Origin of the sequence: Streptomyces poriticola, assembly GCF_036689765.1 — a bacterium.
Lineage (GTDB): Bacteria > Actinomycetota > Actinomycetes > Streptomycetales > Streptomycetaceae > Streptomyces > Streptomyces poriticola.
In genome coordinates this window covers 41,591-65,190 of the sequence record NZ_JBAGKH010000013.1, presented here as the reverse complement: position 1 = coordinate 65,190, position 23,600 = coordinate 41,591, and the positions used below count along the sequence as shown (strand labels likewise).

The window sequence follows — 23,600 nt, the reverse complement described above, 5'->3', positions numbered from 1 at the left end:
GGCCATGGAATCCGTACGGATCAGACCGATGCGCGAGGACGACCTGACCGCGGCGGAGCACGTATCCGCAGTGACCTTCTTGGCAGGTGACCGGCTCACCAGGCGGGTCAACGAACCCGAGCCGGAACCAAGATCCGCTGAAGCCTCACGCCAGTGGATCAAGCGGATGCGGTTCTTCCTCTCCATCGATCCGGGGGGATGCTGGGTCGCCGAGGATTCCGGTGACGTCGTCGGTTTCGCCATCTCGCAGAATCGAGGGCCACTCTGGTACCTCGCCACCTACGGCGTGCTCCCGGACCGGCAGGGCAAGGGGGTCGGGAGCCGACTCATGGATGCCGTTCTGGCTCACGCGCAGGAGCGTCCAGGGCTGTTCTCGTCGACGGTGCACCCCGCCGCGACCCGGCGCTACCGCCTGGCCGATTTCTTCCTGTATCCGCAGATGAGGATGGTGGGCGTGGTCGACCGGTCCACCATCCCGAAGGTCAGCGGCCTCCATGAGGGGGGTGCGGAGGACCAGGAATGGATGGACCGGCTGGACCACGAGCTGCGCGGGTCAGGCCACGGCCCGGACCACACCTTCATGCGGAAGTCCTTGCGGCTCGTGGTCTCCCGTGCCTCCGGCCGACACGGCTACGTCTACATCGACCCGGACCAGGGGCGTCCCGCCCTCCTGGCCGCCGCGGATCCGGAGACCGCCCAGAGACTGCTGTGGGAAGCACTGGCCGCGTCGCGGGGGCCAACCCTCGTCAACTGCATCACCTCCGCCAATCACTGGGCGGTGGACGTCGGCCTCGCCGCCCGCCTGGACATCGGCCAGGAGGGATATCTCGCACTGCGCGGCATGGCGGAGCCCTCGCCCTACCTGGCCAGCGGCCACTTCCTCTGAGTGAGCTCCGGCCGCCCCCGCGCGGGAGCGGCCGTCACGTCAGCCGCCCGGCCGCGTGAAGGTCGTCGAAGAGGAGCTGGTCCACCGGCGGTACCTGGTCGCGATCGCCGTACGAGAACCAACCCACCTCGTCGATCTCACTGCTGGGGACCAATTCCCCGTGGTGTTCGGCGGTGTAGCAGGCCATGCGCACGGTGACGCCATCCGGGGAATCGGGGGCCCCGGCCTCGTACGTGCCCACGTGAACCACGGTCTCCGTGTCGAGGGAGACCGTGAGCTCTTCCTTGATCTCACGCACCAGGGTCTCCAGGTCGCTCTCCGCGCCCTCGCGCTTGCCACCAGGGATGTAGAAGACATCCTTGCCCCGTGGACGGGCGCACAGGATCCGACCGTCCTCGATCCGTACCCAGGCGACCGTGTCGATCAGCACCGGCAGCGCTCTCTTCCCTCTCGTCCGAACCTGGCCAAGAAAGAACCCTACCGAGGCGGAGTGAACCGACGAGCTTGGCCGACCCCCTGCCGACACGCCCCGTCCCGACAACCGACTTGCCTAATGAACGCCGGGCAGTTCCCAGCGTCCGGCGAGCTCGGCCGGCGCGCTGCGCCGGGCGGCCAGCAGCCGGCCCGCGTCGTACAGGGCGGCGCCCACCACGATCCGTTCCGTCATGAGCACGAGCCTAGAGCCTGGCTCAGAACGTGCTCTCCGGACCGCGCCGGCGCGGTCAGCCGTCCCCGCCCGTGCCGTTCTGGCCGATCCTCTCGACCCAGTAGAGCTGTTGGTGTCCGCGGTCGTCGAGGCTGTCGGCGATCCGCTGGGCCTCGGCCCGGGTCGCGTACCTGCCCACGCGATAGCGGTTGCCGTTGTCGTCCTGCCGGACTACCTGCCAGACCAGAGTGACCGTGCCGTCGTTCATCGCGCCCCTCCCTTTCCTGCCCACGGCATGTGCCGCGCCCCACCCGGTAAGGAAACCGCAATCCGCATATGCCCGAGCCTACGCCCTACCTTTACGCAGCGAACACGCCTTTACACAAAGAGGTACGCAACCAGCCGAAACGCAGGGGGCGCACGGTACGGAACGCGCCGCCCTGCGCGCCGATGTCTCCGGTCAGAGGCATACCGGGGACCTGGAGGACGACCTGGGAGAACGGCCGGATCGCCGCGCCGGTCCGGACGGCCGCCGGGGCCCGCCGCGGCCGGGGGATCACGGGGAGGCGCACAGGAGGCGTGCGCCATCTCACAACCGCCGCTGCCCGCACCGCCGCTGTCCGCGCCGCCGCTGTCCGCCTCCACTCCCCGAGGGGCGGGCCATGTCACGTGGGAGCAGGGCTACTTCACGGCGGCGGGGCTATCTCACGGGGAGGTGGTACGCCACCCGGTACCGGTCGGCGGGGACGACCACGTCGGCCGTCTCGACGGGGCGGCCGGAGGCGTAGAAGGTGCGCTGGACCACCAGGACCACATGGCCGGGGACACCGCCGAGGGCGAGCAGCTCCTCCGCGAGGCCGGGGCGGGCGCCGACCTCCTCGGTGACGTTGTCCACGACGACGTCGATGGCGGCCATCCGCTCGACGACGCCCATGCCGCCGAGCGGGCCCTCCTCGGGCAGCATCACGGGGGTGCGGCCGGTGAGCGCGAGCGGCTCCCAGGAGGTGGAGAGCATCATCGGCTCGCCGCCCTCCCGGAACACGTACCGCGTGCACATGACCCGCTCACCCGGGCCGACACCGAGCCGCTCGGCGACGGCGCCGCTCGCCTCGGCCTGCTCGCTGCGCGACTCCCAGGTGCCGCGCACCTCGCCGTCGGCCTGCTCCTGGCGGAACGGGGTGGCTCCGCCGGCCGGACGGTAGCCGGAGCGGGCGATCGGGCGGGGCACCGGGCGCTCGCGCACATAGGTCCCCGAGCCGGAGCGGCCCTCCACCAGCCCCTCGGCCATGAGCACCTTGCGCGCCTCCAGCGCGACGGTGTCCGAGACGCCGTACTCCTGGCGGATCCGGGCCTGGGAGGGGAGACGGGTGTGGGGCGGCAGCAGGCCGTCGACGATCTTCTTACGGAGATCACCCGCGACACGCAGATACGCCGGCTGCTCACCGAATGTCACTGGCCGCTCCCATCAGGTTGTACAGACAGCAACAGAGTGGCAACCCTAGGTTGGACACGGCAAGCGAAGGCCAGAGAATCACTCGATGTGATGACATGGGCCGCTGGAGGCCTTTACGCAGGCACTTTCTCCCCGGTATAGCCGCGGTCACACGTCGAGACCGGAGCCGTCCCCTCCGCCGTCGCCGGCCACCGGGTACGACGGCGGCTCGGTGGCCAGCCCCAGAGCCTTGCGCGTGGTGACCGTCGTGGTGGGATCGAGAAGCTCGTACCCCTGGTCGTAGTGCGTGTAGAAGGTGTCGGCGTCCGTGGCCTCGGCGGCCTTCGCCCACTCCTTGCGCGCCTTGTCCAGCCCGTCGGCCAGGTCGGCGACCGGCCGCTCGGCGGCGGCGGGCCAGGTGTGGGCGCGCAGCATCCCGGACTGCTCGGTGAGCGCGTCCGTCATGCGGTCCGCCCAGGCCCGGTGGCCGGGCAGGTCGTCCTCGACGTACTCGGTCATCGGCTCCGACTCCATGGCAGTGTTGAGGACCCTGGCCGCCTCCAGGTAGGCGATCTGGTGCGGGTCGAGGGTGTGGGCGTCGCGGCGCAGCGACCCGGTCAGCCGGCTCCCCTCGTCGGTGTGGCCGAACACGCAGGTCACCTCCCGGTCGCCGAACGCCCAGCTGTCCTTCGTCGGCGTGAAGTGGTAGACGGCGACGTGCTCCGGGACCGCCCAGGAGTCCATGGCGTAGTCGCTCTGCAGCTCGGGGCACCGCTCCTCCGCGGTCCGCGCGATCGCGTCGTACCCGGGGAACCGCCCGTCGTCCAGGTCGAAGGCGGCGAACACCTCGCCCTGGTGCGGCTTCTCGCACGGCACCTCGTCGACGTCGTAGGTCACCCCCTCCAGCGAGCCGCCCGGCTCGTCGAAGCACTGGCCCACCTGCAGCGCGAACGCCGTGCCCTCGCCGCGTACACCGTCCTTGAAGCCCTGCCAGAAGTCCGCGGCGGCACCCGTGGTGAACATCAGCAGCCACAGCGCCAGCCCCACCGACGACAGGACGCTTCCGGCGACGGCGAACCCCTTGCCGCGCTCGCCCTTCTTCCGGATCCGGGCCAGCGCGACCAGCCCCAGCACCAGGCCGGCGGCCGGCACGAAGCACAGCAGACCCAGGACGAACGCGGCGATGGCGATGCCGTTGACCGGCGGCCGCTGCGGCCACCCCGGGTACTGCTGCGGGGCCTGGGCGTACGACGGGTACGGCGGGTGCGGACCGGCGGGCGGCGGCGGTATGGACACGGGTACCGTGCTCCTGACTCGGGGGACGCGCCGGGCCCAGCGGCTCCGGCGGGACTGCCGTACGGGCACACGGCCGTACGGACAGCGCATCGTAAGCGGGGCGACGGGCGGCACCTGCACAGGGGGGACCGTCCGGCACACGGCGGCGGTGCGGGCGGTGTACGGCCCGACCGCACGCCGGGCGGCCACCGCGGGCGGCGGCACGGTGTTCTCGGCAGCTGCCCGCGCGGGTGAGGGACGCCACCGGGACGGTGCTCGCGGGTTCGCCGGCGCTGCGCGCCCGGCGGCGGCCGCCCTTCCGGGGGAAGCCGCCTCTGCCCGAGCGGGGCCGTGGAAGGGGGCGGAGCTCAGGGCCTGTTCCGCCGCAGCGGGCTGCTGGGCCCGATAGGCGTGGCGGACATGCCGCACGGTCCGGTCACCGGGCCGAGGGTACCGGGCGACAGCGCGGTCGAGGTGCGTCCGCCGCTCGGCGAGGAGGGCACGGCGCCGGGCCGGGTGCTGGGCGCGGGGCTCGGCGTCCCCGCCGGAGCGTCACCCGGTGCTGCCTGGCCGCAGCAGCCGTACGGGGAGGCGGGCCCCCGGCTGCGGGGCTGCGGAGGCTCTCGGCGGCGCCCCGGCCGCCGGTGCCGGACGGGACGACGGCGGCGTACGGCATCGCGGCGGACCACGATCTGCTGGACCGGGCCGGGCTGTTCGGTGCACCGCCACACGTGGCTCGTCCTCGCGGCGGGCCGGGTCGGTGACCCGGGCCGTGCCGCGAGGACGAGTTCGGCCGGCGCCTGTTCCGGCGCCCGCCAGGGGCGTCAGTTCAGAACCGCACGCCTCAGAACTGCAGCGCCCAGGCGTCGATCCGCCCGGTGTCCCACCAGGCGTTGTCGCTGACGCGCAGCTTCCACGTGCCGTTGGCGCTCTCCGAGGAGGCGTCGACGGTGTACGTGGTGTGGATGTCGTTCGAGCTGCCGCCGGAGCCGTACGACTTCAGCGTGTACGCCGTGCCGTCGGGGGCGATCAGCTGGATCCGCAGGTCACCGATGTAGGTGTGCAGGATGTCCACCTCGACGGCGAGCGACGACGGGGCGTTGCCGGAGACACCGGAGACGGTCACCGGGGACTCCACGGTGGAGTTGTCGTTGATCGCGTAGTCGGCGGTGTTCTCGAAGCGGTCACCGGGCGGGTCGGGGTTGCCGCCGCCCTCGCCGACGTACAGCAGCCGGTTGGGCGAGCCGGAGCCGGGGCTGCCGACGACGCCGGTGGTGGCGGCGGAGGTCAGCGCGGAGCCCACCTGGGCGGGCGTGGCCGAGGGGTTGTCGGCCAGGTACAGGGCGGCCGCTCCGGCGACGTGCGGGGTGGCCATCGACGTACCGGAGATGGTGTTGGTGGCCGAGTCGCTGCTGTTCCAGGCCGAGGTGATGGACGAGCCCGGGGCGAACAGGTCCAGGACCGAGCCGTAGTTGGAGTAGTACGCGCGGGAGTCACCGGAGTCGGTGGCGCCGACCGTGATCGCCTCGGTGACCCGGGCCGGGGAGCGGGTGGAGGCGTTGGTGGACTCGTTGCCGGCCGCGACGGCGAAGGTGACGCCGGAGGCGACGGCGTTGCGGACGGCCGCGTCGAGGACGCTGTCGGCGCCGCCGCCGAGGGACATGTTGGCGACGGCCGGCTTGACGGCGTTCTGGGCGACCCAGTCGATGCCGGCGACGACCTGGGCGGTGGTGCCGGAGCCCTGGTTGTTCAGCACCCGGACGCCCACGATGTCGGCCTTCTTGGCCACGCCGTGCGCGCTGCCCGCGACGGTGCCGGCGACGTGGGTGCCGTGGCCGTGGCCGTCCTGGGCGGTGTTGTCGTCGTCGATGGCGTCGTAGCCGTAGGAGGCCCGGCCGCCGAAGTCGTTGTGCGTGATGCGGACGCCGGTGTCGATGACGTACGCGGTCACACCCTCACCGGCGTGGTCCGGGTAGGTGTAGGAGTCGTCCAGCGGAAGGTTGCGCTGGTCGATGCGGTCCAGGCCCCAGGAGGGCGGGTCGGTCTGGGTGGCGGTGATGCTGAAGGTGCGGTTCTGGACGACCGACGCGACCGCGGGGTCGGCGGCGAGCCGCTTCGCCTCGGTCTCGGAGGCCTCGACCGCGTAGCCGTTGAGGGCCTTGGTGTAGGTGCGCTCGATGTCGGCGCCGTGCCTCTTCGCCACGGCGCGGCCCTCGGCCGAGGATGCCTTCGCGGACCGGAGGGTGACGATGTAGCTGTCGGTGACGGCGTTCGGGGCGCCCGCGTACTGGACGGTGCCCTCGGCGGCGCCCGGGGCGGCGCCCGCGGGGAGAGCGGTGACCAGGCCCGCGGTGAGCGCCGCGGTGCCTATCGCGCCTATGGCGGCCAGTCTTCGCCGGGTGGTGCGCTCGGGTCTGCTGGGGTGACGCAGCACTGCCATGTGAGGGGTCCTCCTCAGTCGGTGGTGCGTGGTGGGGTTCGTGCACGCCGAGCAGACCGGTCCTTTAGTCATGGTCATGTCAACCAGAGAACCGGCACTTGTGCGTCAGCCGAAAAGATTGAGGCCTGTAGAGGAATTGCACAAGAGCCCCTGCGGCGCTTTGGCGCGATACGCCAGGTTCTTGCGGGGCCCACCGGCACGGACGTGGCCGGAAGTGTCGGTCCGAAGCGGCCCGTTGACCATGGCGGCTCCGGCGGGCCCGCCGGACGCCCCGGAGCCCGCGCCGCCTCCCCCGGCCGCGCGCGGGGGTCCGTTACGCTGGCCCGGCCACCGCCCCCTCACCGCCCCGGAGTTGCGCGATGTCCGTACGCCGCGTGGTGCCCAATGTGCAGACCGAGTCGCCGCAGGACGGCGCGGAGTTCTACGCGGTGCTGGGCCTGGCGGAGGTCATGGACCTCGGCTGGATCAGGACGCTCGCCGCGCCCGGCAACCCCACCGCACAGGTCGGCCTGATGCGCGAGGACCTGACCGCCCCCGTGGTGCCGGACCTGAGCATCGAGGTGGACGACGTCGACGCCGCGTACGCCGCGATGCGGGACCGCGGTGCCGAGATCGTCCACCCGCTGACCGACGAGGACTGGGGCGTGCGCCGGTTCTTCGTCCGGGACCCGGACGGGCGGGTGGTGAACGTCCTGCGCCATCTCCGCCACGGCTGACCGGGCCGCGCCCCGCCGCGCCCGGACGCTCCCCCGTTCCGCCCGGACGCTCCCCCGTTCCGCCCGGACGCGCGCCCGACGCCTCCGCGCCTCAGCGCTCCGCGGCGAGCAGCCTCTCCGGGGTCAGGGGCAGCTCGCGGATCCGCCGGCCGGTGGCGTGGAACACCGCGTTGGCGACGGACGGCGCGACGCCCACCGCGCAGACCTCGCCGAGGCCCTTGGCGCCGAGCGGGTTGGCCTCCGTCTCGGCCCGGCCGACGAACCGCGCGTCGATGCTGCCTATGTCGGCGTGGACGGGCACGTGGTAGTCGGTGAGCGCGGGGTTGACCATCCGGCCGGAGACCGGGTCGGGCACGAGCTGCTCCATCAGGGCGCTGCCGAGGGCGTAGATGATGCCGCCCCGGGCCTGGTTGCGGGCGGTCCGCGCATTGAGGACCAGCCCGCAGTCGAAGACCCCGACATGCCGGGTGACCCGGACCCGCGGCAGGTCGCGGTCGATCCGCACCTCGGTGAAGTGCGCGCCGAAGGTGGACAGCGCCAGGTCCTGGTCGGCGGCCGGGACGTAGTCGCCCTCGCCGCGGATCGACCGCCTGCCCTGCCGGGCCAGCAGCGCCTGGTACGTCTCCCCGCGCCCCGGGTCCGCCCGGGCGAACAGCCTGCCGTCGGCGGCGGTGACATCTTCCTCGGCGAGACCGTGCAGCGGGGAGCCCGCGTCGGCGACGGCCAGGCGGATCGCGGTGCGCCGGGCGTCGGCCGCCGCGAGATGGACGGCGCTGCCGGTGCTGCCCGAGGTCCGGGAGCCGAAGGTCGGCGCGGCCGCCGGCAGTTCGGTGTCTCCGCCGCGGATGCCGACCCGCCCGGGCGGGATCCCGGCGCCGGACGCGGCCACCTGCACCATGGTGGTCAGGGTGCCGCCGCCGATCTCGACCGTGCCGGTGCGCACCTCGGCCGTGCCGTCCCGGTGGATCTCCAGCACGGCGCCGGCGGCTGCCGCGTGCTCGACGCGGATCGCCGACGCCATCCCCCAGCCGACGAGGTCGTTGCCGTCCCGCATGGAGCGGGGCCGCATCTCGCGCCGGTCCCAGCCGAAGACCCGGGCGCCCAGTGCGTAGCACTCCAGCAGCCGGTTGCCGCCCCACGGCCGGCCGTCCTCGGGGCGGACCTCGGCGTAGTTGCGGCGACGCAGTTCCAGCGGGTCGACGCCGGTGATGTGGGCCAGCTCGTCCATGGCGGACTCCAGGGCGAACATGCCGGGGCTGTCGCCGGGGGTGCGCATCGCCCCCGACGTGCTGGTGTTCACCCGGGCCACCTTGGTGGTGGTCCGCAGATGCGGCACCGGGTACATCACCCGGGCGGCCTGGGCGGTGGTCTCGTGCCGGTCCACGACGAAGGAGGTCGGGTTCACGCTCTCGTGGATCACCGCCCTCAGCCGGCCGTCGCGGTCCGCGCCGAGCCGGACGGTCTGCAGCGTCTGCGGCATATGGCCGGTGCCGGTGAAGACCTGCTTGCGGTCGATGGTCAACCGGACCGGACGGCGTACCACGCGGGCGGCGAGCGGCGCCAGGAAGGTGTGCGCCCAGACGAAGGACTTGTTGCCGAACCCGCCGCCGACCAGTGACGACACCATCCGCACCTGGTCCTCGCGCAGGCCGAACGCGGCGGCCACCGCGGGCCGGTGCCGGAACACTCCCTGGCTGGAGTCGTACAGCGTGAGCCGGTCCGGCTCCTCCCAGGCGGCGAGCGTCGAGGAGGGCTCCATCGGCGCGTGCGACAGCGCGGCGGTGCGGTATCGGCCGGTCAGGGTGATCTCGGCGGCGCCGAGTTCGCGCTCGGGTTCGCCGCGCAGCGACTCGGGCGCGCCGAGCACCAGGTACGGGCTGTCGGTGGGCACGTAGGCGTCGGGCAGCGCGTCGTCGAGGGTGGGCACCGGCCGGTGGGTGCGGTAGTCGGTCCGGACGAGAGCGGCGGCGTACCGGGCCTGCTCCAGTGTCTCGGCGACGACCAGGGCCAGCGGCTGCCCGGCGTGCAGCACCCGGTCGTCGGTCAGCGGCAGCCGGGGCTCGGCGGCGAAGGGGACCGGCGGGACGCCCTTCCAGGCCGGGCGGTTGCGGTGGGTGAGGACGGCCAGCACACCGTCGGCGGCCTCGGCGGCGCGGGTGTGGATGCGCCGGATCCGGCCGGCCGACTCGGTGCTGGTCACCATCACGGCGTGCGCCGTTCCGGACAGCCGGACGTCCGCCGAGTACACGGCGCGGCCGGTGACCTTGTCCCGCCCCTCGACCCGGTCGAGTGCCGCGCCCAGGGGCTCCTGGGTGCCGGTCATCGGCGGCCTCCCGTCTCGGTTCCGGTGGTGCCCGTGCCTGCGCCCTTGCCCTTGCCCGTGCCCGTGCCTGTGCCTGTGGTGCCGGTGCCGGGCGACCGGGTGTCGGTGGTGCCGCCGGCGTCGGCGGTACCGGGGTGCTCGGCGGTCTCGGTGAGGGCGCGGCGGACGCAGCGGCGGATCAGCTCCACCTTGTAGGCGTTGCCGGGGAGCGGCCGCGCCCGCCGGGCGGCGGCCCGCGCGGCGGCGTCGATCGTCTCCGGGTCCAGCGGGCGCCCGGTCAGCGCGCGCTCCGCCGCGACGGAGCGCCACGGCTTGGCCGCGACGCCGCCCAGCGCGATCCGTGCCCGCCGGACCCCTCCGCCGTGTACGTCGACGGCGACCGCCACGGAGACCAGGGCGAACGCGAAGGACGCGCGGTCGCGGAACTTCAGGTAGCGGGAGCGCCGGCCCTCCGGCTGCGGCGGCAGCTGCACGGACTCGATCAACTCGCCACGCCGCAGCGCGTGCTCGCGGTGCGGCGCCCCACCGGGCAGGCGGTGCAGCTCCCCCACGGGGATGCTGCGCCGGCCCGACGGTCCCACCAGGTGGACGGTGGCGTCCAGCGCCCGGAGGGCGACCGCCAGGTCCGAGGGGTGGACGGCGACACAGGATCCGGTGGCCCCGAACACCGCGTGGCGGGAGCTGTCACCGCCGTCGGCGGCGGCACAGCCGGAGCCCGGGTCACGCCGGTTGCAGGGGAACTCGGGCATGCGGAAGTACGGGCAGCGGGTGGCCTGGAGGAGGTTGCCGCCGAAGCTGGCCATGGTGCGGATCTGCGGTGACGCGCCGGACGCCAGTGCCTGGGCCAGCAGGGGGTAGCTCTGGCGGAGCCGGGGGTCGAGCGGTGCGTTGCGGCACAGCGCGCCGATCCGGACGCCGCCGTCCGGCTGCCACACCACCTCGTCCCACGGCAGGTCCGCGATGTCCACCACATGGGCGGGGGCGCGGACGCCGTCCCGCATCAGCGTCACCAGGTCGGTGCCGCCCGCGACGACCCGGGCGCCGGGCCGGGCGGCGAGCAGGCCGACCGCCTCCGCCGCGTCGTCCGGCCGGGAGTACTGGAACGGTCGCACCGTCACATCTCCTTCCGTGCCTGGGCGATGGCGTCCGCGATGTGCGGATAGGCCGCGCACCGGCAGAGGTTGCCGCTCATCAGCTCGGGAACCTGTGCGGCGGGCACGCCGGGGTCCTCCGCCAGCAGGGCCACGGCCGACATGATCTGGCCGGAGGTGCAGAAGCCGCACTGGAAGCCGTCCTGCGCGACGAAGGCCCGCTGCATCGGGTGCAGTTCGCCGTCCCGGGCCAGCCCCTCGATCGTGGTGACCTCGCGCCCCTCGCAGCGCACGGCCAGCGTCAGACAGGACAGGGTGCGGCGCCCGTCGACCAGGACCGTGCAGGCCCCGCAGGCGCCCTGGTCGCAGCCCTTCTTGGTGCCGGTGAGCCCGATCCGGTCGCGCAGCGTGTCCAGCAGGCTGGCGCGGACGTCCAGCTCCAGGTCACGGGTACGGCCGTTGACGGTGAGCGCCACCGTGACCGTCTCGGTCGGCCGGGGTTCCCGCTCGGGCCCGTCCTGCGGTGGTGCCGCATGCGCCGGGGCGGCCCGGGTCACGGCGGCTCCGACCGCGCCGGCCGCCCCCGCCGACACCCCGGCCACCAGGACGGACCGGCGCTGCACCCCGCCGCCGGCCGGTTCGGCGGGGCTGTCGCCGTCGGCGGAACGGCCGCACCCCGCGCTCCTCGCGTTCTCTGCATCTCGTAACGCCATGACACTGACAGTACCCTGCACTCTGCTCATAGCCAATACTCTGTCAACATTCTCGGGCGTGAGTACCATGCGGACATGCAGATGCCGGTCACAGAACGCCTGGGCCACCACGTCAAGCGGGTGGAGCTGGAGCTCATCGCCCTCAAGCAGGCGGCGGTGAAGCCCGCGGGCCTGACGGTCCCCCAGTACACGGTGCTGGTGGTACTGGCGCAGAACCCGGGCGCGTCGGCGGCCGCCCTCGCCCGGCTGTGCCTGGTGACACCCCAGACCGTGGCGACGATCCTGTCCAACCTGGAGACCAAGGGCCTGGTCACCCGGACCCCGCACCCCTATCACCGCAACGCCATGGAGACCCGGCTCACCGAGGCCGGGCAGGACACGCTCGCAGTGGCCGACACGGCGGCGGTGGCGGTCGAGCGGCGCCTCGGCGACGCGTTCACCGCCGAGGAACGCGACCTGCTCATCGACCTGCTGCGCCGCTGCTCGACGGCCCTCCACGAACTGGCCGAAGAGGTCGACGGCGGCCGGACGGTGCTGGCCCCGTTCCGCTGACCCTGACCCGGAGGGCCCCGCACGGCCTCAGGCGTTCACCCGCACCGGATCCGCCGCGGCCAGCGAGCCGCTGCACGAGCGGAAGAAGTACGCCTGCCCCGCGGCCAGCAGGAGATTGGCGCCGGCCAGGGCGAGCCACAGCCCGGCCAGTCCGCCCGCGGCGGCGACCGGGACGGCGGCCAGGGCGAGCAGGCCGTAGCAGACGGCGAACACGGCCAGGCTGGGCAGCGTACGCCTGATGCCGACCAGTCCGAAGCCGAGGACCGCCTGGACGGCGTCGGCGACGACGGTGAGAAGAACCAGGGGCAGCAGCTCCAGCAGCCTGCCGCGCAGGCCGGGGTCGTGGGTGAACACCGAGATCACCGGTCCGCCCGCCAGGACGAGCAGGCCGGCCAGAGCGGCCACCGCGCCCAGGGCGACCCCCACCCCGGCCGACGCCGTGCGCCGGATCTCCGCGACGTCGCCGCGCCTCACCGGGTCCGCCATCAGCGGCACCGTGGCCTGGCCGACCGCCACGGCGGCCGTGAACACCGGATTCACCAGCGACAGCGCGATGCTGTGCACGGCCGCGCTGTCGGTGCCGATCCGGGCCGCGGAGAACGCCAGCACGCCCAGCACCGCGAACTTGATGAGCACGGTGGCCGCGAGCGGGATGCCGATCCCGGCGAGCCGGAGCACCTCGCGCGGACGCGGCCGGCCGAGGCCCGGACGTCGCCCGGCCAGTACGGTGCTCCGGCGGAGCAGGCGGTGCGCGAGAGAGGCGTTGACCGCGGCGGAGACGAGCATCGCGACGCCGGCACCGGGCAGACCGAGGCCGTCGAAGGAGCCGGCGCCGCCGACCAGCACGAGCGACAGCACCACCGCGGCCACCGTGCCCGCCATGCCGGAGCGCAGCACCGCCCTGCTCCTGCCCAGGCCGACCAGCGCCGAGGTGGCGGTGGCACCGACCGACATCACCACGACCGCACCGGCCAGCAGGCAGGGAAACGCGCCCAGTTCGCGGAGGGTCGACTCCGGGACCCCGCCGGCCCTGCCGATGACCGGGACCGCCGCCACCGCCACCGCGCCCGGAACGCCGACGAGGATGCCCAGCCACATGCCGTTGCGCAGCACCGGCAGCAGCCGGTCCGGATCGTCCCGGTGCTCGGAGACGAACGGCATCACCCCGCGCATCGCCCCCGACACCGCGGCGGCGGCCGGGCCGAAGACGGCCATCGTGACGGCGAACGCGGCGAGCGGGCCCGTGCCGTGCCGTCCCAGGACGGCCGTGTCCACCACCGACGCCGCCGACGATGCGATCATGGTGAGGCAGAGCGGCAGCGCCGCCCCCGCGATCCGCCGCGCCCTCCCCTGCGCCGCCGCCCCGTCCGGGCCGCCCGGGCCGTCGGAGGCGCTCCCCCGAGCGCGGAGAACCCCGGACGGACGGTTCACCAACATCTGCCACGGACGAACGAACATCAACCGAAAGGGCTTACGAGCCTTTAGCGGGCACCTCTGCCGCATCCCTACCGTTCCTCCCCGTGACTGCGATATCCCAGCGCCGGGCACTGGGCGCGATGGCCGGCGGGGCCGCCGTTTCCCTTCTTCCGCCGTCGCTCGTGAAGGCGATGGCCGCACCCATGCCGGCCGGCGGCCTGGACAACATCGGGCATGTGATCATCCTGATGCAGGAGAACCGTTCCTTCGACAACTATTTCGGCAGGCTCAGGGGTGTCCGGGGCTTCGGCGTACCGCACCGCGCTGTGGCTGCCGACCGGCCGCAGCGTCTTCGAGCAGCCGCAGGCCGGCGCAGACGACGTCCTGCCGTTCTCCGTCCGCGCCTCCGCCGTCGCCGCGGGCCGCGGGCCGCGAGGAGAGCGACATCCAGTACCTGGGCTCGCTGCCGCACGGCTTCGCCGACGCCACGTCCGCGTGGAACGACGGCTGGTGGCACCGGCGGGCCCGCCTGGTCGCCGTGGGCTGCGAGAACCCGTCGGAGCGCACCCGCACCCTGCTGGTCGGCGAGTCCACGTACCGGAGGGGCCGCGGCGGCGACCGGCTGCGCGAGGTGCGGCTGGCGCCCGGCCGGTCCCGGCGGGTGGTGCTGCCGCTGCCCGAGCACGGCTGGTTCGACGTGGTCGTCCTCGATGGCGACGAGCCGCTCTTCCTGCGTCGGACGACCGGCCGCATCGGCGACGGCAGACCGGGCACCACCGACCCGGCGGGCGGCCTGCCCGAGACGCTCACCGCGGAGATCGCCGTCGACGGCGGCACGTTGGTCCAGGGCATCCCGTCCCTGGTGACCGTCACCCTCACCAACAGCGGCCCGAGACACTCGCCGACCTCACGACGGCCCTCGTCGCCCCGGCGGGCTGGGCGGTCGAGCGGGTCGGCCGGGCCCCGGGCCGACTGCGTGCCGGGGCCGCCGCGGACGTCGTCCACCATGTCACCACTGCCGGGGACGCGACCACGGGCGCCCTGGTCGCCGCTGCGTACGGCGACGGCGACGGGCTCCTCGTCCACGCCGACACCCGTACCACCGCGGCGGTCACACCGGTCCTCGGCGTCGCACTGTCCGCCCCGGCGAGTTCGCCGCGGACCGCCGGTGCCGTCGTCTCGCCGGGCAGGCCAGTCGAGGTGACCGCCACCGTGACCAACTCCGGCCGGGAGGCGATCGGCGCCCTCACGGCCCGGCTGACCGTCCCGGCGGGCTGGTCGGCCCGGCCCTCCGGGGACATCCCGACGGGCGTCGAGGCCGGCGGCACCGCCACCCTCGGCTGGACGGTGACCGCGGACGGCTCCGCCGCCCGCTCCACGGCCACGCTCACCACCACCGTCACCGGCGCCCTTCAGGACGGTGCCGGGGGCGGAGCCGAGGCGGACGCCGAGCTCGCCGTCACGGTCGGCCCGGACCTGCGCGGCCGGCTCCTCGTGGAGGACTTCGAGTCCCTGCTGCCGCTGCCGGCCCCCGCCGTCGACCTGAACGTCCCCGAGGACGTCCTCGGCTGGACGCAGACCCCGCCCGAGGGCTGGAACATCGTCAACGCGCCCGGGGTGCCCGCGGGCCCCACGGAGGAGACCGGCTGGTCTCGGTCATGCACGTGACCGGGAGTCCCTCCTCCCCGCAGCATGCGCGGGCACGGCATCGGGCCGGCTCCGGCGGGGCCCGGCGATCGGCCTGCCGGCCACGGCAGGGCTCAGCGTTCGGCCACGAAGACGTACGCGGCGGTCCGCGCGGGGAGTTCGGCGGCCCGCCCTCCGCTGCCGACCGCCACGCCGCCGGGCGACGACGTCACCCTCACGTCCGCGCCGGGCCGCACTCCGGCCTGCCGCAGGGTGCGCATCAGCCGGGGGTCGGTCTGGACCGCCTCCCCGATGCGCCGGACGACCACGCTCGCGCCGTTCGGCCCGGGCTCCAGATCGCCGAGGCTGACCGTGCTCTCGTCGGGGGACGGATCCACCGTGCGTCTCCCGCCGAGCTCCTCCAGGCCCGGGATCGGGTTGCCGTACGGCGACTCGGTGGGGTCCCGCAGCAGCTCCAGGACCCGGCGTTCGACGGCCTCGCTCATCACGTGCTCCCAGCGGCAGGCTTCGGCGTGCACCTGCTCCCACTCCAGCCCGATCACGTCGACGAGCAGGCACTCCGCGAGCCGGTGCTTGCGCATCACGCGCGTGGCGATGCGCCGGCCCTCCCCGGTGAGCTCCAGATGCCGGTCGCCGGCGACCCGCAGCAGACCGTCGCGCTCCATGCGGGCCACGGTCTGGCTGACGGTGGGGCCGCTCTGGTGCAGGCGCTCGGCGATGCGGGCGCGCAGCGGGACCGCGCCCTCCTCCTCGAGCTCCAGGACGGTGCGCAGATACATCTCCGTGGTGTCGATGAGCCGGGACATGGCGTTCGTCAGGCCGGGGTTTCAGCGGTGGCGGTGAGCACCGCACGGCCGAGGACGTGGCCGGCCATGGTGAAGCCGAGGACGGCCGGGGTGGCGTCGGCCGGGACGCCGACGGACTCGACGCCGAGGGCGTGCACCACGACGAAATAGCGGTGCGGACCGTGCCCGGCGGGCGGCGCCGCGCCGATGAAGCGCGCCGCGCGGGCGTCGTTGGGCAGTTGGAACGCCCCCTCGGGCAGCCCCGATCCGGTGTCGTCGCCGGCCCCCTCGGGCAGTTCGGTGACGGTGGCGGGGATGTCGGCGACCGCCCAGTGCCAGAACCCGGACCCGGTGGGGGCGTCGGGGTCGTAGACGGTGACGGCGTAACTCCTGGTGCCGTCCGGGGCTCCGCTCCAGGACAGCTGCGGGGAGACGTCCCCGCCTCCGGGCACACCGGAGGAGAACTGCTCGGGCGGCCAGGCGGCGCCGTCGGCGACGGTGGTGCTGGTGACGGTGAAGGAGGCCGCCTCGGGGAGGCGGGCGAAGGGGTCGTTGGCGCTCATCGCGTCGTTCCTTTCGGGCCGGGCTGTCAGGTGGGTGGCGATACGGCCGGCGGGGCGCGCTGGGCGTGACGCGGGGGCACGGCCCACGGTCACGGCCACCGCCCGTCGCCGCTGAATCGACCATAGCATCGATAATCGATTATTACCTGGATCGTCTATGGTGGAGCCATGACGCAGACGGCCCACACCGCAGCCTCTCCGGGGAAGCAGATGCTCTCCGAGCAAGTCCACGCACACCTACGGGACGCGATCATGCGCGGCAACCACGCCCCGGGTGACGCCCTCAAACCGCAGGACCTCGCCAAGGAGCGGGGCGTGAGCCTGGCCGTCGTACGCGAGGCGCTCGTGCGGCTGGTCGGCGAAGGACTCGCCGACCGGCTGCCCAACCGCGGCTTCGCCGTCCCGGCCTTCTCCGATCACCGGTGGCAGGAGATCGCGGAAGCCCGCCGGGCCGTCGAACCGGTCATGCTGCGCATGGCCGTCGAGCGCGGCGACGTCGACTGGGAGGCCCGCGTACGAGCCGCCCACCACCGCCTGGCCCGCACCCCGCCGTACGTACCGGAGGAGGGCGAGCACTACAGCGACGCATGGGCCGAAGCCCACCGGGTCTTCCACCGCACCCTGCTGGAGGGGTGCGGCAATCCCGTCCTGCTCGACACCTTCGACCGCATGTGGACGGCGAGCGAACTGGCCCGCCGCTGGTCGGCACAGCGCACCCCCGACCGGGACGGTGCCGCCGAACACCGCCGCCTGGAGGAGGCCGCGCTGGCCCGCGACGCCGAGACCGCGGCCCGCGTGCTGGCCCGGCACCTCAGCCGGACCGCGTCCGGACTGACCGGCCCCACCCACGGCGAAACGGCGGAGGAAAACTGAGCGGGGGGTGCCGTCGGCCCCGGTCCTGCGGACGATCCCGACCGGTGGCGTCCGCGAAGCCGGTCACCTTCTCGTCCCGGGCCACGGCGAGGGAGACTCGCCAGGTCCACGTCTCCGCCCCGGCCGTCACCGGGCGATCATCGGACCGGCTCGGCCCGGGACAGCGGCGCGTGCTTCGGTCCGGGCCACAGCCGCACGCCCGACGCCTTCGAACGCCTTCGAGCGCCTTCGAGCGCCTTCGAGCGCCTTCGAGCGCCTTCGAAGGAAGGGCGCGAGGGGTCAGCGCCTGCGGCAAGGCCCGCCGGGCCCCGGCCGTCCCGCGCGGAAACCGCAGCCGAGCCGTCCGACCCCACGCCACGTCCTGACACTCCGACCACCCGGCTGCCCATCGGCCGGATCGCCACCGACCGCCCGTTCCACCCCGGCACACAGCAAGAAGCACGGGATGAACGTGCAGATGGTCACCGACTCTCGGGGCGCGCTATCCGGACCTCACCCGCTCCGCCCGGGCCGTCCCATTCCCTCGCGTCAGGGTGAGGCGGGAACGGGCTCACGGACCACCGCGTGCGTGTACAGCGGACACCGCATCTGGTCGAGTCCGGAGCGGCCGCAGCACTGCCATCCCTTCCTCGAGCCCGACCTTCATGGCGAAGTCGAACCGGTCGGCCTCCAGACACAGCTCCACGTCGGCGGGGTGAGCACCGCGGCGCAGTCCGGTGCGCAGGTCGTCCGCGGCTGGGGAGGTACGGGCGCGCTGCAGATAGGGGCCGCTGCCGGGACGCTCACCGGCCAGCAGCCGTTCCAGGTACTCGGCGCAGGCCAGATCCTCGGCGGCGCGGCCGTCCTCGCCGGTGGCCACGAACGTCACCGAGTCGGCGTCGGCATCCGCCAGGGCTCGGGCCGTCGCGCCCGCCACGACGAAACTGGCGCACAGCGCCAGTTCCGCCTCGGCAACCGCCAGAGCCCCAACCGTTCCCGCAGTGGTCTTCTGGACCACGGTGCGACCGGCCAGGTCCGTCTCCTGAATCACACCAGGAGAGTTGACCAGGTCGAACCCGCTGACGGGTGCCCCGTCCTTGAGCGCGAGCCAGCCCGGGTGACACGCCTTGATCGCCAGTGCCTCGCTCTCGTCGGCAGCGAGAACGATCTTGTCTGCCCCGCGGTGGAAAGCCCATGCGGCAGTGGTGAACGCCCGCATCACATCGATCACGACGGCCACCTGCTCGGTGCCGTCCACGCCGGGTATTCCGCCTACTCGCGACTCCATGCCGGGATGTTCGCAGCCCGCTGAAACGGTCCACAAGGCACGTTGACGGGAGCTGCCCCACAAGGCTCCGACCAGGCGACTATGTGGGTGCATCCCAGCGAGGTCTCCGAGCGCTCGATCCGCTCCAGCGGCCTGGACGCCGGTCTACCCGACCGTGCTGGCCAAGGACAAGGCGGCCGGGCTCCAGCGGGAACTCGACCAGATGCCACCCAAGCCGGGCTTCGCGGACCGGCTGCGGGATCAGACCTCCGAGGAGAAGGCGAAGCAGGAGCGGCAGGAGGAGAAGCGTAGCGGCAAGGAAAGCTCCCTGCACAGCGCCAACGCCGATCTGGAGGAGATACGCGGGCGGGCCGAGCGCCTGCGGGAACGTTACGTCGAAGAGGGCGAGGCCGTCGCCGACCGGCTCAAGCACGCGATGGACATCGCGCCGAACGAGCCGGGGATCTGGGACAAGATCGGTGAGGCCATCGCCGACTTCGCCAAGATGGCCGCCGAACTCGGCGAAGCCATCCTCGACGAGGTCACGGACTTCCTCAAGGAATACGCCTGGGTCTTCGAGTTCATCGGCAACGTGGCCGGGTTCGCCAGCACTGTGCTCGGCCTGCTGTCCCTTGTCCCTGCGCTGCAGTTCCTGGCCGCCCCCGCACTGATCCTCGGCGCTGTCGCCCTCGGGGCGCACTATCTGCAGAAGGTCGGCGAGACGGGGAGCTTCCTCGACGCGCTGAAAGACCCGACCGTGCTCGCGGACGCCGCTGCGCTGACCTTCGGCTTCGGTGCCTACCGCCTCGGCAGCCAACTCGGCAAGATGGCCGGAGCTTCACCCTATGGCTTTTTCCGAGGTGTTCTCACACAACCCGGTCGTGTCCTGCAAGGGGGCGAGTTCGGACTGAAAGTGGCCCAGTTCACCTCCAACTGGGCAGCCAACACCGCGGCGCTCGTTCCCGGTGGAGGAGCGCAGCTCATGTGGGACCTCGGGAAGTACACCATCCCGGGTGACCAGACGAAGGGGCCGGGTAAGGACGAGTGGCCCGATGCCCTTACGCCGGCGCCGCTCAGGGACAAGAAGTGACCTCAGACACAGCCAGTGCCCAGCCCCTTGCCTCCGTGCCGGCATTCCATACCTGCAGAATGGCATGACATGACCGTCTCCCCACCCCTCGAAGTCTCCGCACGGCAGGATGCGCTCGGTTCCGTGCTGCTGTACGCGCCGACCGATTGGTTCGACCTGCTCGCCGACGGCGACGACGAGGACGCCGCGCGGCTGCGCTGCACCGACCTCATCGGCCGAAGCTATCCGCACAAGCCCGCTGATGTGCGTCAGGCGTACACCGACGCCCTGATGGCCTGGCGGCGGGTCCTGCTGGACCAGGGTGTGATCACGCACGGGGTCGTTGCGGTACCCGACGGCGAGTACGGCAGGGCGGTGTGGCAGATCAGCATCGGCGTCGTCGAGGTACCTGCGGTCAACCAGGACGTGAACCTCGGAGAGGTTCTCGCGCGGCATTTCGGCCAGGGACTGCAGGGCCGACAGGCCTACACCGAGTCCTTTCCCACCGAGATGGGACTCGGCATGGGGATCATCTCTCAGCCGGAGCTGCTTTCGCCCGACAAGGTCGAACTGTTCCCGAAGCTGGCAGCGGCCGACGCAGACGAGCCTGAGGCGCCCCGTCCCCTCGCGAAGCTCGGACTGGCTGGCTGTCTGGCCTGCCCGCCGGGGGGTGGACCTGGGTTGTTGGTCGTCGGCAACTGTCTGGACGCCGAGCAGGTACTGGCGATGGCAAGCATCGTGGCCCTCATCGCCGGGAAATCGACCTTCCTTGAAGAACTGGATGCTGCCGTGGACGGTGCGTCGTCGTGAAGCCCGGAAACACATTGAGCCTTCCGCCGGACCCGCAGACCCTGACCTGGTTCGACCGTGCCAAGCTCCTGACGGATCGTGCGGCAGCCGTCGCCATCCTGTCCCGGCGCAGTGTGGCCATGCGGGACATGCTGTGGACCGGACTGGCCACAGTGGTGATCGCTGGAGGCTGGCTCGTGGTGTCGGCCGGAATCGGCTGGTACCGCGGCCTTGACGATCCCGGAGGGGCGGATCTCGTGGTGACTGTCATGCTGGCGGTCATCTCGCTGCTCGTCATGGGCGTGGCCGCTGTGGCGTTCGTGCGCATGGTGCGACGTGGCCGAGCCGCGCAGGAACTCCTGGAGGCGTGGACGGCGCTCGACCGCCAACCTGCATCGCGATCGCTTCCGCCTGGGAACATCCCACAACCACTCGCCTCTACCTGGGACCTGATGCGCGCGGGGCAGCCCTGGAAGGAAAGTGTTCCGCTGGACGGGCGCCGCTACCTGGTCTTTCTGTCAGGAAAGTCGCTCGCATGGATGATGGTGCCCGTCGTCCCCCTCAGGACCGGCGCGGTTGTCGCCCTCGCCGCTCTGATGGGCGACGTCGGCCAGGAGGACAGCGGCATCTACCTCCAGCTGGGAGGAGTGGGCGCGGGAACAGTCATCGTGGCTGCCAGCGTCTGGGCTATCGGTAAGGGGCTGCGGCACTACGTGTGGGCGCTGGGGGAGGCCCGTGCGAGAGTTTCCGAAGAGAAGACCTGGCCCGTCATGCCCGCGCACTGGTAAGCCACCTCACTGACGGTGCCGAGGCACCACGTCCGGCAGAGGCGGCGATGACGAACGGGACGAGGTGAGCTGTGGGTCCCGCATGGCTCGACAAGCTGGAGCGACGGCTCCCCGACCGGCACTTCTACGCCGGAACGGCCGTCCTGGCTTTCCTCGACGGCGCGATGCTCTCCGGGATCATCAGCCGTTGGCTCATGCTTCCCGGTCTCGCGGTGGCCCTCGGGCTCCTCTGGCTGCTCGCGGTACACACCGGCCAGCGCCTGGCGCTCACCTTGACCTTCTTCGCCTCCGCCGCCGTGCTCTTCACCATCGGCCTGTTCCTGATCCAGGACCGTGCCTTGAGCCAGCGTGGTGAATGGGTCGAGGGAGTGGTGGTCGCCAGGGAGCAGACCCGGGTCAACTCGACATGCGAGCTACGCAAGGACGACGGCGCTCACATCTCAGGCCCGTTCGGCGGATGCCGGGGTGCGCAGGTCGGCGACCAGATCCGCGTCTTCTACGACCCCGAAGGTGAGGTGCCACCGAGCTGGATCGCGCCCGATGTCACCTTGTGGGTCTGGCTGGCCATTGGCGTCGACGTCATATTCACTGCCTGCGTACTCCATACGGCTGTCCTCGGCGTGGGCCACCAACGTCAACTGCAGGCGGCGGAACGGGCACAAGCCCTTCCCTCCGCCGGGCCGCCCCCACCTCCGCCACCAACGATTTCGTGACAGGCCCTCTACCGGCTTGCTACATGGCACTTCCGCCGCCTTCCACGAAACACTCGTCGGCAAGGACCCGGCCGTTTCCCTGTGGGCAGCCCTGGCCACCGCAGATACGAGCCCGACGTTCAGGGCGACGACGCCGTCGCGCAGCCGACGGTGGCCCTACTTGGCTATTTAGCGCTGTGAGCGGGAAGGTTCACTGGGTTGTGTGTTCACGCGTCGCGTCAGATGGCGTCCCGCATCGGCAACGTGCCGACGGGCGAATCTCCGCACGTTATTGCGGGCGCATCACGACCAGCCCTTGATCGTGGCTCCCGCCGGAGACTCGGCCCTGCGGCCAACGACCGAGCCGCTTCACAGGTACAGAGTGGCCTCGACGGTGATCCGCGCCCCCGGCGACCACCGCCCGCCCCCGTTCCCATCTGCCTGGTGCCCCGCCGACGACTCGAACCTGCGGCAGAGCATCATCGGTCTACCGACTCAGCTGGATGCCCATCTGGATCACCAACTGCCCACCCCGCGACCGGTGGCTTCTCCGTTCCCATGTTCCGCGTCCCCTGCCAGGGGGTCGCTCCACTCGGCACCGTCCCCCCTGGAGCTCAAAGGACGCGATTCCGGCTCCTGCTCACCTCCGGTAGGGTCCGTGCGGACTCCAGCCGTTCAGTAAGGGCTCCAAGTCGCTGGGACCAGGCTCGGGCACTCGGGGCATGCGGAGCGGCCGGGTGAGTGGATCGAGTGATCGTACGTGGTCCGTCGCCCAGGACAGCCAGGTTTCCGCCTCGGTGCGCTCGGTGCCCTGTGGCATGGCGTCGATCCGCTCGCCCGCCGCGGTCAGGTAGGCGGTGAGCCGTGCGACCTGCCGCCATGCCTTCTCCTGCCGTTCCAGCGCGCGGACACGGAAGGCCTCGGCGTAGTCGTGGCGGGCCTGCCGCACCGCCGCCTCCCACTGGCGCTGTTTGAGCCGGGCCTGTTCCTCTTCCTCGGCACGCTTGCGTTCGGCGGCCTGTCCCCGCAGGTCCACCTCCTGAAGGATCTCCGGCAGTTGGTCTTCCAGCGGACGGTCGGCTGTGTCTCTCCACACGGACTGACGGTGGGGGATTCCTCCGTTGAGCGTGATGGTCAGGCGGTCGGAGGGCACGTGGTCGTATTCGGGGACCTTGACCCAGGAATACCGCTCAGCGTCGGCAAGCTCCTTCGCCGTGGGTACGTGCTCGATCATGTCCCGCTCCTGCCCGAGCGAGACGCCACACGCCTGCCCTTGGGCCGTGATGGTGAAGAGGCCGTCCCCGTCCGATCGGCGTGAGCGGTGTCCGTGGTGTCCGCCACGGGCCAGCCGTACCGTGTGTCCCCGACGCTCCGCCTCCGTCACGATGGCCTGCACCAGGCGCAGTGCTCGTGGCTGGACCGACTTGCTCAGGCCCAGAGCGGGCTCTCCGTCCCGGAGCGCGACCACGATGTCATGCGGCCGGTGGAGCCGCTCCGGAACGGGGACGGGGTCCGGAACAGCCAGTTTCCACGCCGGCATGTCCTGGATGGTGATCTCGTACCCTCCCGCCCTCCAGCGGTGGACCAGCTCCTTCCCCGCGGGCAGCTTCCCGCAGAACTGCGCCGATCTGATCCGAGCCGTCCAATTGGGTGCCCCT

The 23,600-nt window shown here is 72.4% G+C and carries 23 protein-coding genes and 2 pseudogenes; 10 read left to right on the top strand and 15 right to left on the bottom strand.

Annotated features, from left to right (window positions below):
- The first annotated feature begins 4 nt into the window (after positions 1-4).
- The gene (locus tag V5O46_RS18500) at positions 5-886 is read left to right on the top strand and encodes a GNAT family N-acetyltransferase (RefSeq protein ID WP_332885716.1); all 882 of its coding nucleotides are present in this window, start codon (positions 5-7) and stop codon (positions 884-886) included.
- Between the two features lie 34 nt (positions 887-920).
- On the opposite strand, the gene V5O46_RS18495 is transcribed toward V5O46_RS18500, so the two are convergent.
- The 6 genes and pseudogenes from V5O46_RS18495 to V5O46_RS18470 form a co-directional block, all read right to left on the bottom strand.
- Positions 921-1,322, bottom strand: a complete 402-nt coding sequence (locus V5O46_RS18495; protein ID WP_332885784.1) for an NUDIX hydrolase — start codon at positions 1,320-1,322, stop codon at positions 921-923.
- A gap of 123 nt (positions 1,323-1,445) precedes the next feature.
- Positions 1,446-1,553: pseudogene (locus tag V5O46_RS18490) on the bottom strand (DNA mismatch repair protein MutT); the annotation flags it as partial.
- Between the two features lie 55 nt (positions 1,554-1,608).
- Positions 1,609-1,800 carry an SPOR domain-containing protein gene (locus V5O46_RS18485; RefSeq protein WP_332885715.1) on the bottom strand — a complete coding sequence of 64 codons (192 nt, stop codon included), beginning with the start codon at positions 1,798-1,800 and terminating at the stop codon, positions 1,609-1,611.
- Between the two features lie 432 nt (positions 1,801-2,232).
- On the bottom strand, positions 2,233-2,985 hold the full coding sequence (locus V5O46_RS18480; protein ID WP_332885714.1) for a GntR family transcriptional regulator: 753 nt from the start codon (positions 2,983-2,985) through the stop codon (positions 2,233-2,235).
- A 147-nt stretch (positions 2,986-3,132) separates the two neighbouring features.
- Positions 3,133-4,260 (bottom strand): DUF4190 domain-containing protein, encoded by a 1,128-nt coding sequence (locus V5O46_RS18475; protein ID WP_332885713.1) that lies wholly within the window; start codon positions 4,258-4,260, stop codon positions 3,133-3,135.
- 823 nt (positions 4,261-5,083) lie between these two features.
- A complete protein-coding gene (locus V5O46_RS18470) occupies positions 5,084-6,679 on the bottom strand; it encodes a S8 family peptidase (RefSeq protein ID WP_332885712.1) in 1,596 nt (531 codons plus the stop codon).
- Between the two features lie 359 nt (positions 6,680-7,038).
- Between V5O46_RS18470 and V5O46_RS18465 the strand changes: the two genes are divergently transcribed.
- Positions 7,039-7,395 (top strand): VOC family protein, encoded by a 357-nt coding sequence (locus V5O46_RS18465; protein WP_332885711.1) that lies wholly within the window; start codon positions 7,039-7,041, stop codon positions 7,393-7,395.
- A gap of 91 nt (positions 7,396-7,486) precedes the next feature.
- On the opposite strand, the gene V5O46_RS18460 is transcribed toward V5O46_RS18465, so the two are convergent.
- The 3 genes from V5O46_RS18460 to V5O46_RS18450 are packed head-to-tail and all read right to left on the bottom strand — an operon-like array spanning position 7,487 to position 11,522.
- Entirely contained in the window at positions 7,487-9,718 is a 2,232-nt protein-coding gene (locus V5O46_RS18460; RefSeq protein WP_332885710.1) for a xanthine dehydrogenase family protein molybdopterin-binding subunit, read from the bottom strand.
- A complete protein-coding gene (locus V5O46_RS18455) occupies positions 9,715-10,830 on the bottom strand; it encodes an FAD binding domain-containing protein (protein WP_332885709.1) in 1,116 nt (371 codons plus the stop codon). Before V5O46_RS18455 ends, V5O46_RS18460 begins: the two co-directional genes overlap by 4 nt.
- Positions 10,831-10,832: 2 nt before the next feature.
- Positions 10,833-11,522 carry a (2Fe-2S)-binding protein gene (locus V5O46_RS18450; protein WP_408649014.1) on the bottom strand — a complete coding sequence of 230 codons (690 nt, stop codon included), beginning with the start codon at positions 11,520-11,522 and terminating at the stop codon, positions 10,833-10,835.
- 75 nt (positions 11,523-11,597) lie between these two features.
- On the opposite strand from V5O46_RS18450, the gene V5O46_RS18445 reads away from it, so the two are divergent.
- Entirely contained in the window at positions 11,598-12,074 is a 477-nt protein-coding gene (locus tag V5O46_RS18445; protein ID WP_332885708.1) for a MarR family winged helix-turn-helix transcriptional regulator, read from the top strand.
- Between the two features lie 27 nt (positions 12,075-12,101).
- Here V5O46_RS18445 and V5O46_RS18440 read toward each other — a convergent pair whose 3' ends face one another.
- The gene (locus V5O46_RS18440; RefSeq protein WP_332885782.1) at positions 12,102-13,511 is read right to left on the bottom strand and encodes an MATE family efflux transporter; all 1,410 of its coding nucleotides are present in this window, start codon (positions 13,509-13,511) and stop codon (positions 12,102-12,104) included.
- A gap of 119 nt (positions 13,512-13,630) precedes the next feature.
- On the opposite strand from V5O46_RS18440, the pseudogene V5O46_RS31955 reads away from it, so the two are divergent.
- Positions 13,631-13,768 (top strand): annotated as a pseudogene (locus V5O46_RS31955) (hypothetical protein); the annotation flags it as partial.
- 10 nt (positions 13,769-13,778) lie between these two features.
- Here V5O46_RS31955 and V5O46_RS18435 read toward each other — a convergent pair.
- A complete protein-coding gene (locus tag V5O46_RS18435; RefSeq protein WP_332885787.1) occupies positions 13,779-14,576 on the bottom strand; it encodes a hypothetical protein in 798 nt (265 codons plus the stop codon).
- Here V5O46_RS18435 and V5O46_RS18430 point away from each other — a divergent pair.
- Positions 14,463-15,158, top strand: a complete 696-nt coding sequence (locus tag V5O46_RS18430) for an NEW3 domain-containing protein (RefSeq protein ID WP_332885781.1) — start codon at positions 14,463-14,465, stop codon at positions 15,156-15,158. The two genes, V5O46_RS18435 and V5O46_RS18430, sit on opposite strands and share 114 nt — an antisense overlap.
- Positions 15,159-15,250: 92 nt before the next feature.
- On the opposite strand, the gene V5O46_RS18425 is transcribed toward V5O46_RS18430, so the two are convergent.
- Together V5O46_RS18425 and V5O46_RS18420 are read right to left on the bottom strand one after the other, a co-directional pair.
- Positions 15,251-15,943 carry a metal-dependent transcriptional regulator gene (locus tag V5O46_RS18425; protein ID WP_332885707.1) on the bottom strand — a complete coding sequence of 231 codons (693 nt, stop codon included), beginning with the start codon at positions 15,941-15,943 and terminating at the stop codon, positions 15,251-15,253.
- Between the two features lie 8 nt (positions 15,944-15,951).
- Entirely contained in the window at positions 15,952-16,485 is a 534-nt protein-coding gene (locus V5O46_RS18420; RefSeq protein WP_332885706.1) for a YbhB/YbcL family Raf kinase inhibitor-like protein, read from the bottom strand.
- Positions 16,486-16,653: 168 nt separating this feature from the next.
- Here V5O46_RS18420 and V5O46_RS18415 point away from each other — a divergent pair, with 168 nt between their 5' ends.
- A complete protein-coding gene (locus V5O46_RS18415; RefSeq protein WP_332885705.1) occupies positions 16,654-17,358 on the top strand; it encodes a GntR family transcriptional regulator in 705 nt (234 codons plus the stop codon).
- Positions 17,359-17,908: 550 nt separating this feature from the next.
- On the opposite strand, the gene V5O46_RS18410 is transcribed toward V5O46_RS18415, so the two are convergent.
- On the bottom strand, positions 17,909-18,625 hold the full coding sequence (locus tag V5O46_RS18410) for a 2-phosphosulfolactate phosphatase (RefSeq protein WP_332885704.1): 717 nt from the start codon (positions 18,623-18,625) through the stop codon (positions 17,909-17,911).
- A 154-nt stretch (positions 18,626-18,779) separates the two neighbouring features.
- On the opposite strand from V5O46_RS18410, the gene V5O46_RS18405 reads away from it, so the two are divergent.
- The 4 genes from V5O46_RS18405 to V5O46_RS18390 all read left to right on the top strand — a co-directional run bounded on the left by V5O46_RS18405 (position 18,780) and on the right by V5O46_RS18390 (position 21,963).
- Positions 18,780-19,694 (top strand): hypothetical protein, encoded by a 915-nt coding sequence (locus V5O46_RS18405; RefSeq protein ID WP_332885703.1) that lies wholly within the window; start codon positions 18,780-18,782, stop codon positions 19,692-19,694.
- A 69-nt stretch (positions 19,695-19,763) separates the two neighbouring features.
- Positions 19,764-20,483, top strand: coding sequence for a hypothetical protein (locus tag V5O46_RS18400; RefSeq protein ID WP_332885702.1), 720 nt, complete (start codon positions 19,764-19,766; stop codon positions 20,481-20,483).
- A complete protein-coding gene (locus tag V5O46_RS18395; RefSeq protein WP_332885701.1) occupies positions 20,480-21,250 on the top strand; it encodes a hypothetical protein in 771 nt (256 codons plus the stop codon). The genes V5O46_RS18400 and V5O46_RS18395 overlap by 4 nt, the downstream gene beginning before the upstream one ends.
- Before the next feature lie 71 nt (positions 21,251-21,321).
- The gene (locus V5O46_RS18390; RefSeq protein ID WP_332885700.1) at positions 21,322-21,963 is read left to right on the top strand and encodes a hypothetical protein; all 642 of its coding nucleotides are present in this window, start codon (positions 21,322-21,324) and stop codon (positions 21,961-21,963) included.
- A 619-nt stretch (positions 21,964-22,582) separates the two neighbouring features.
- On the opposite strand, the gene V5O46_RS18385 is transcribed toward V5O46_RS18390, so the two are convergent.
- The gene (locus V5O46_RS18385) at positions 22,583-23,176 is read right to left on the bottom strand and encodes a hypothetical protein (RefSeq protein ID WP_332885699.1); all 594 of its coding nucleotides are present in this window, start codon (positions 23,174-23,176) and stop codon (positions 22,583-22,585) included.
- Between the last annotated feature and the right edge of the window lie 424 nt (positions 23,177-23,600).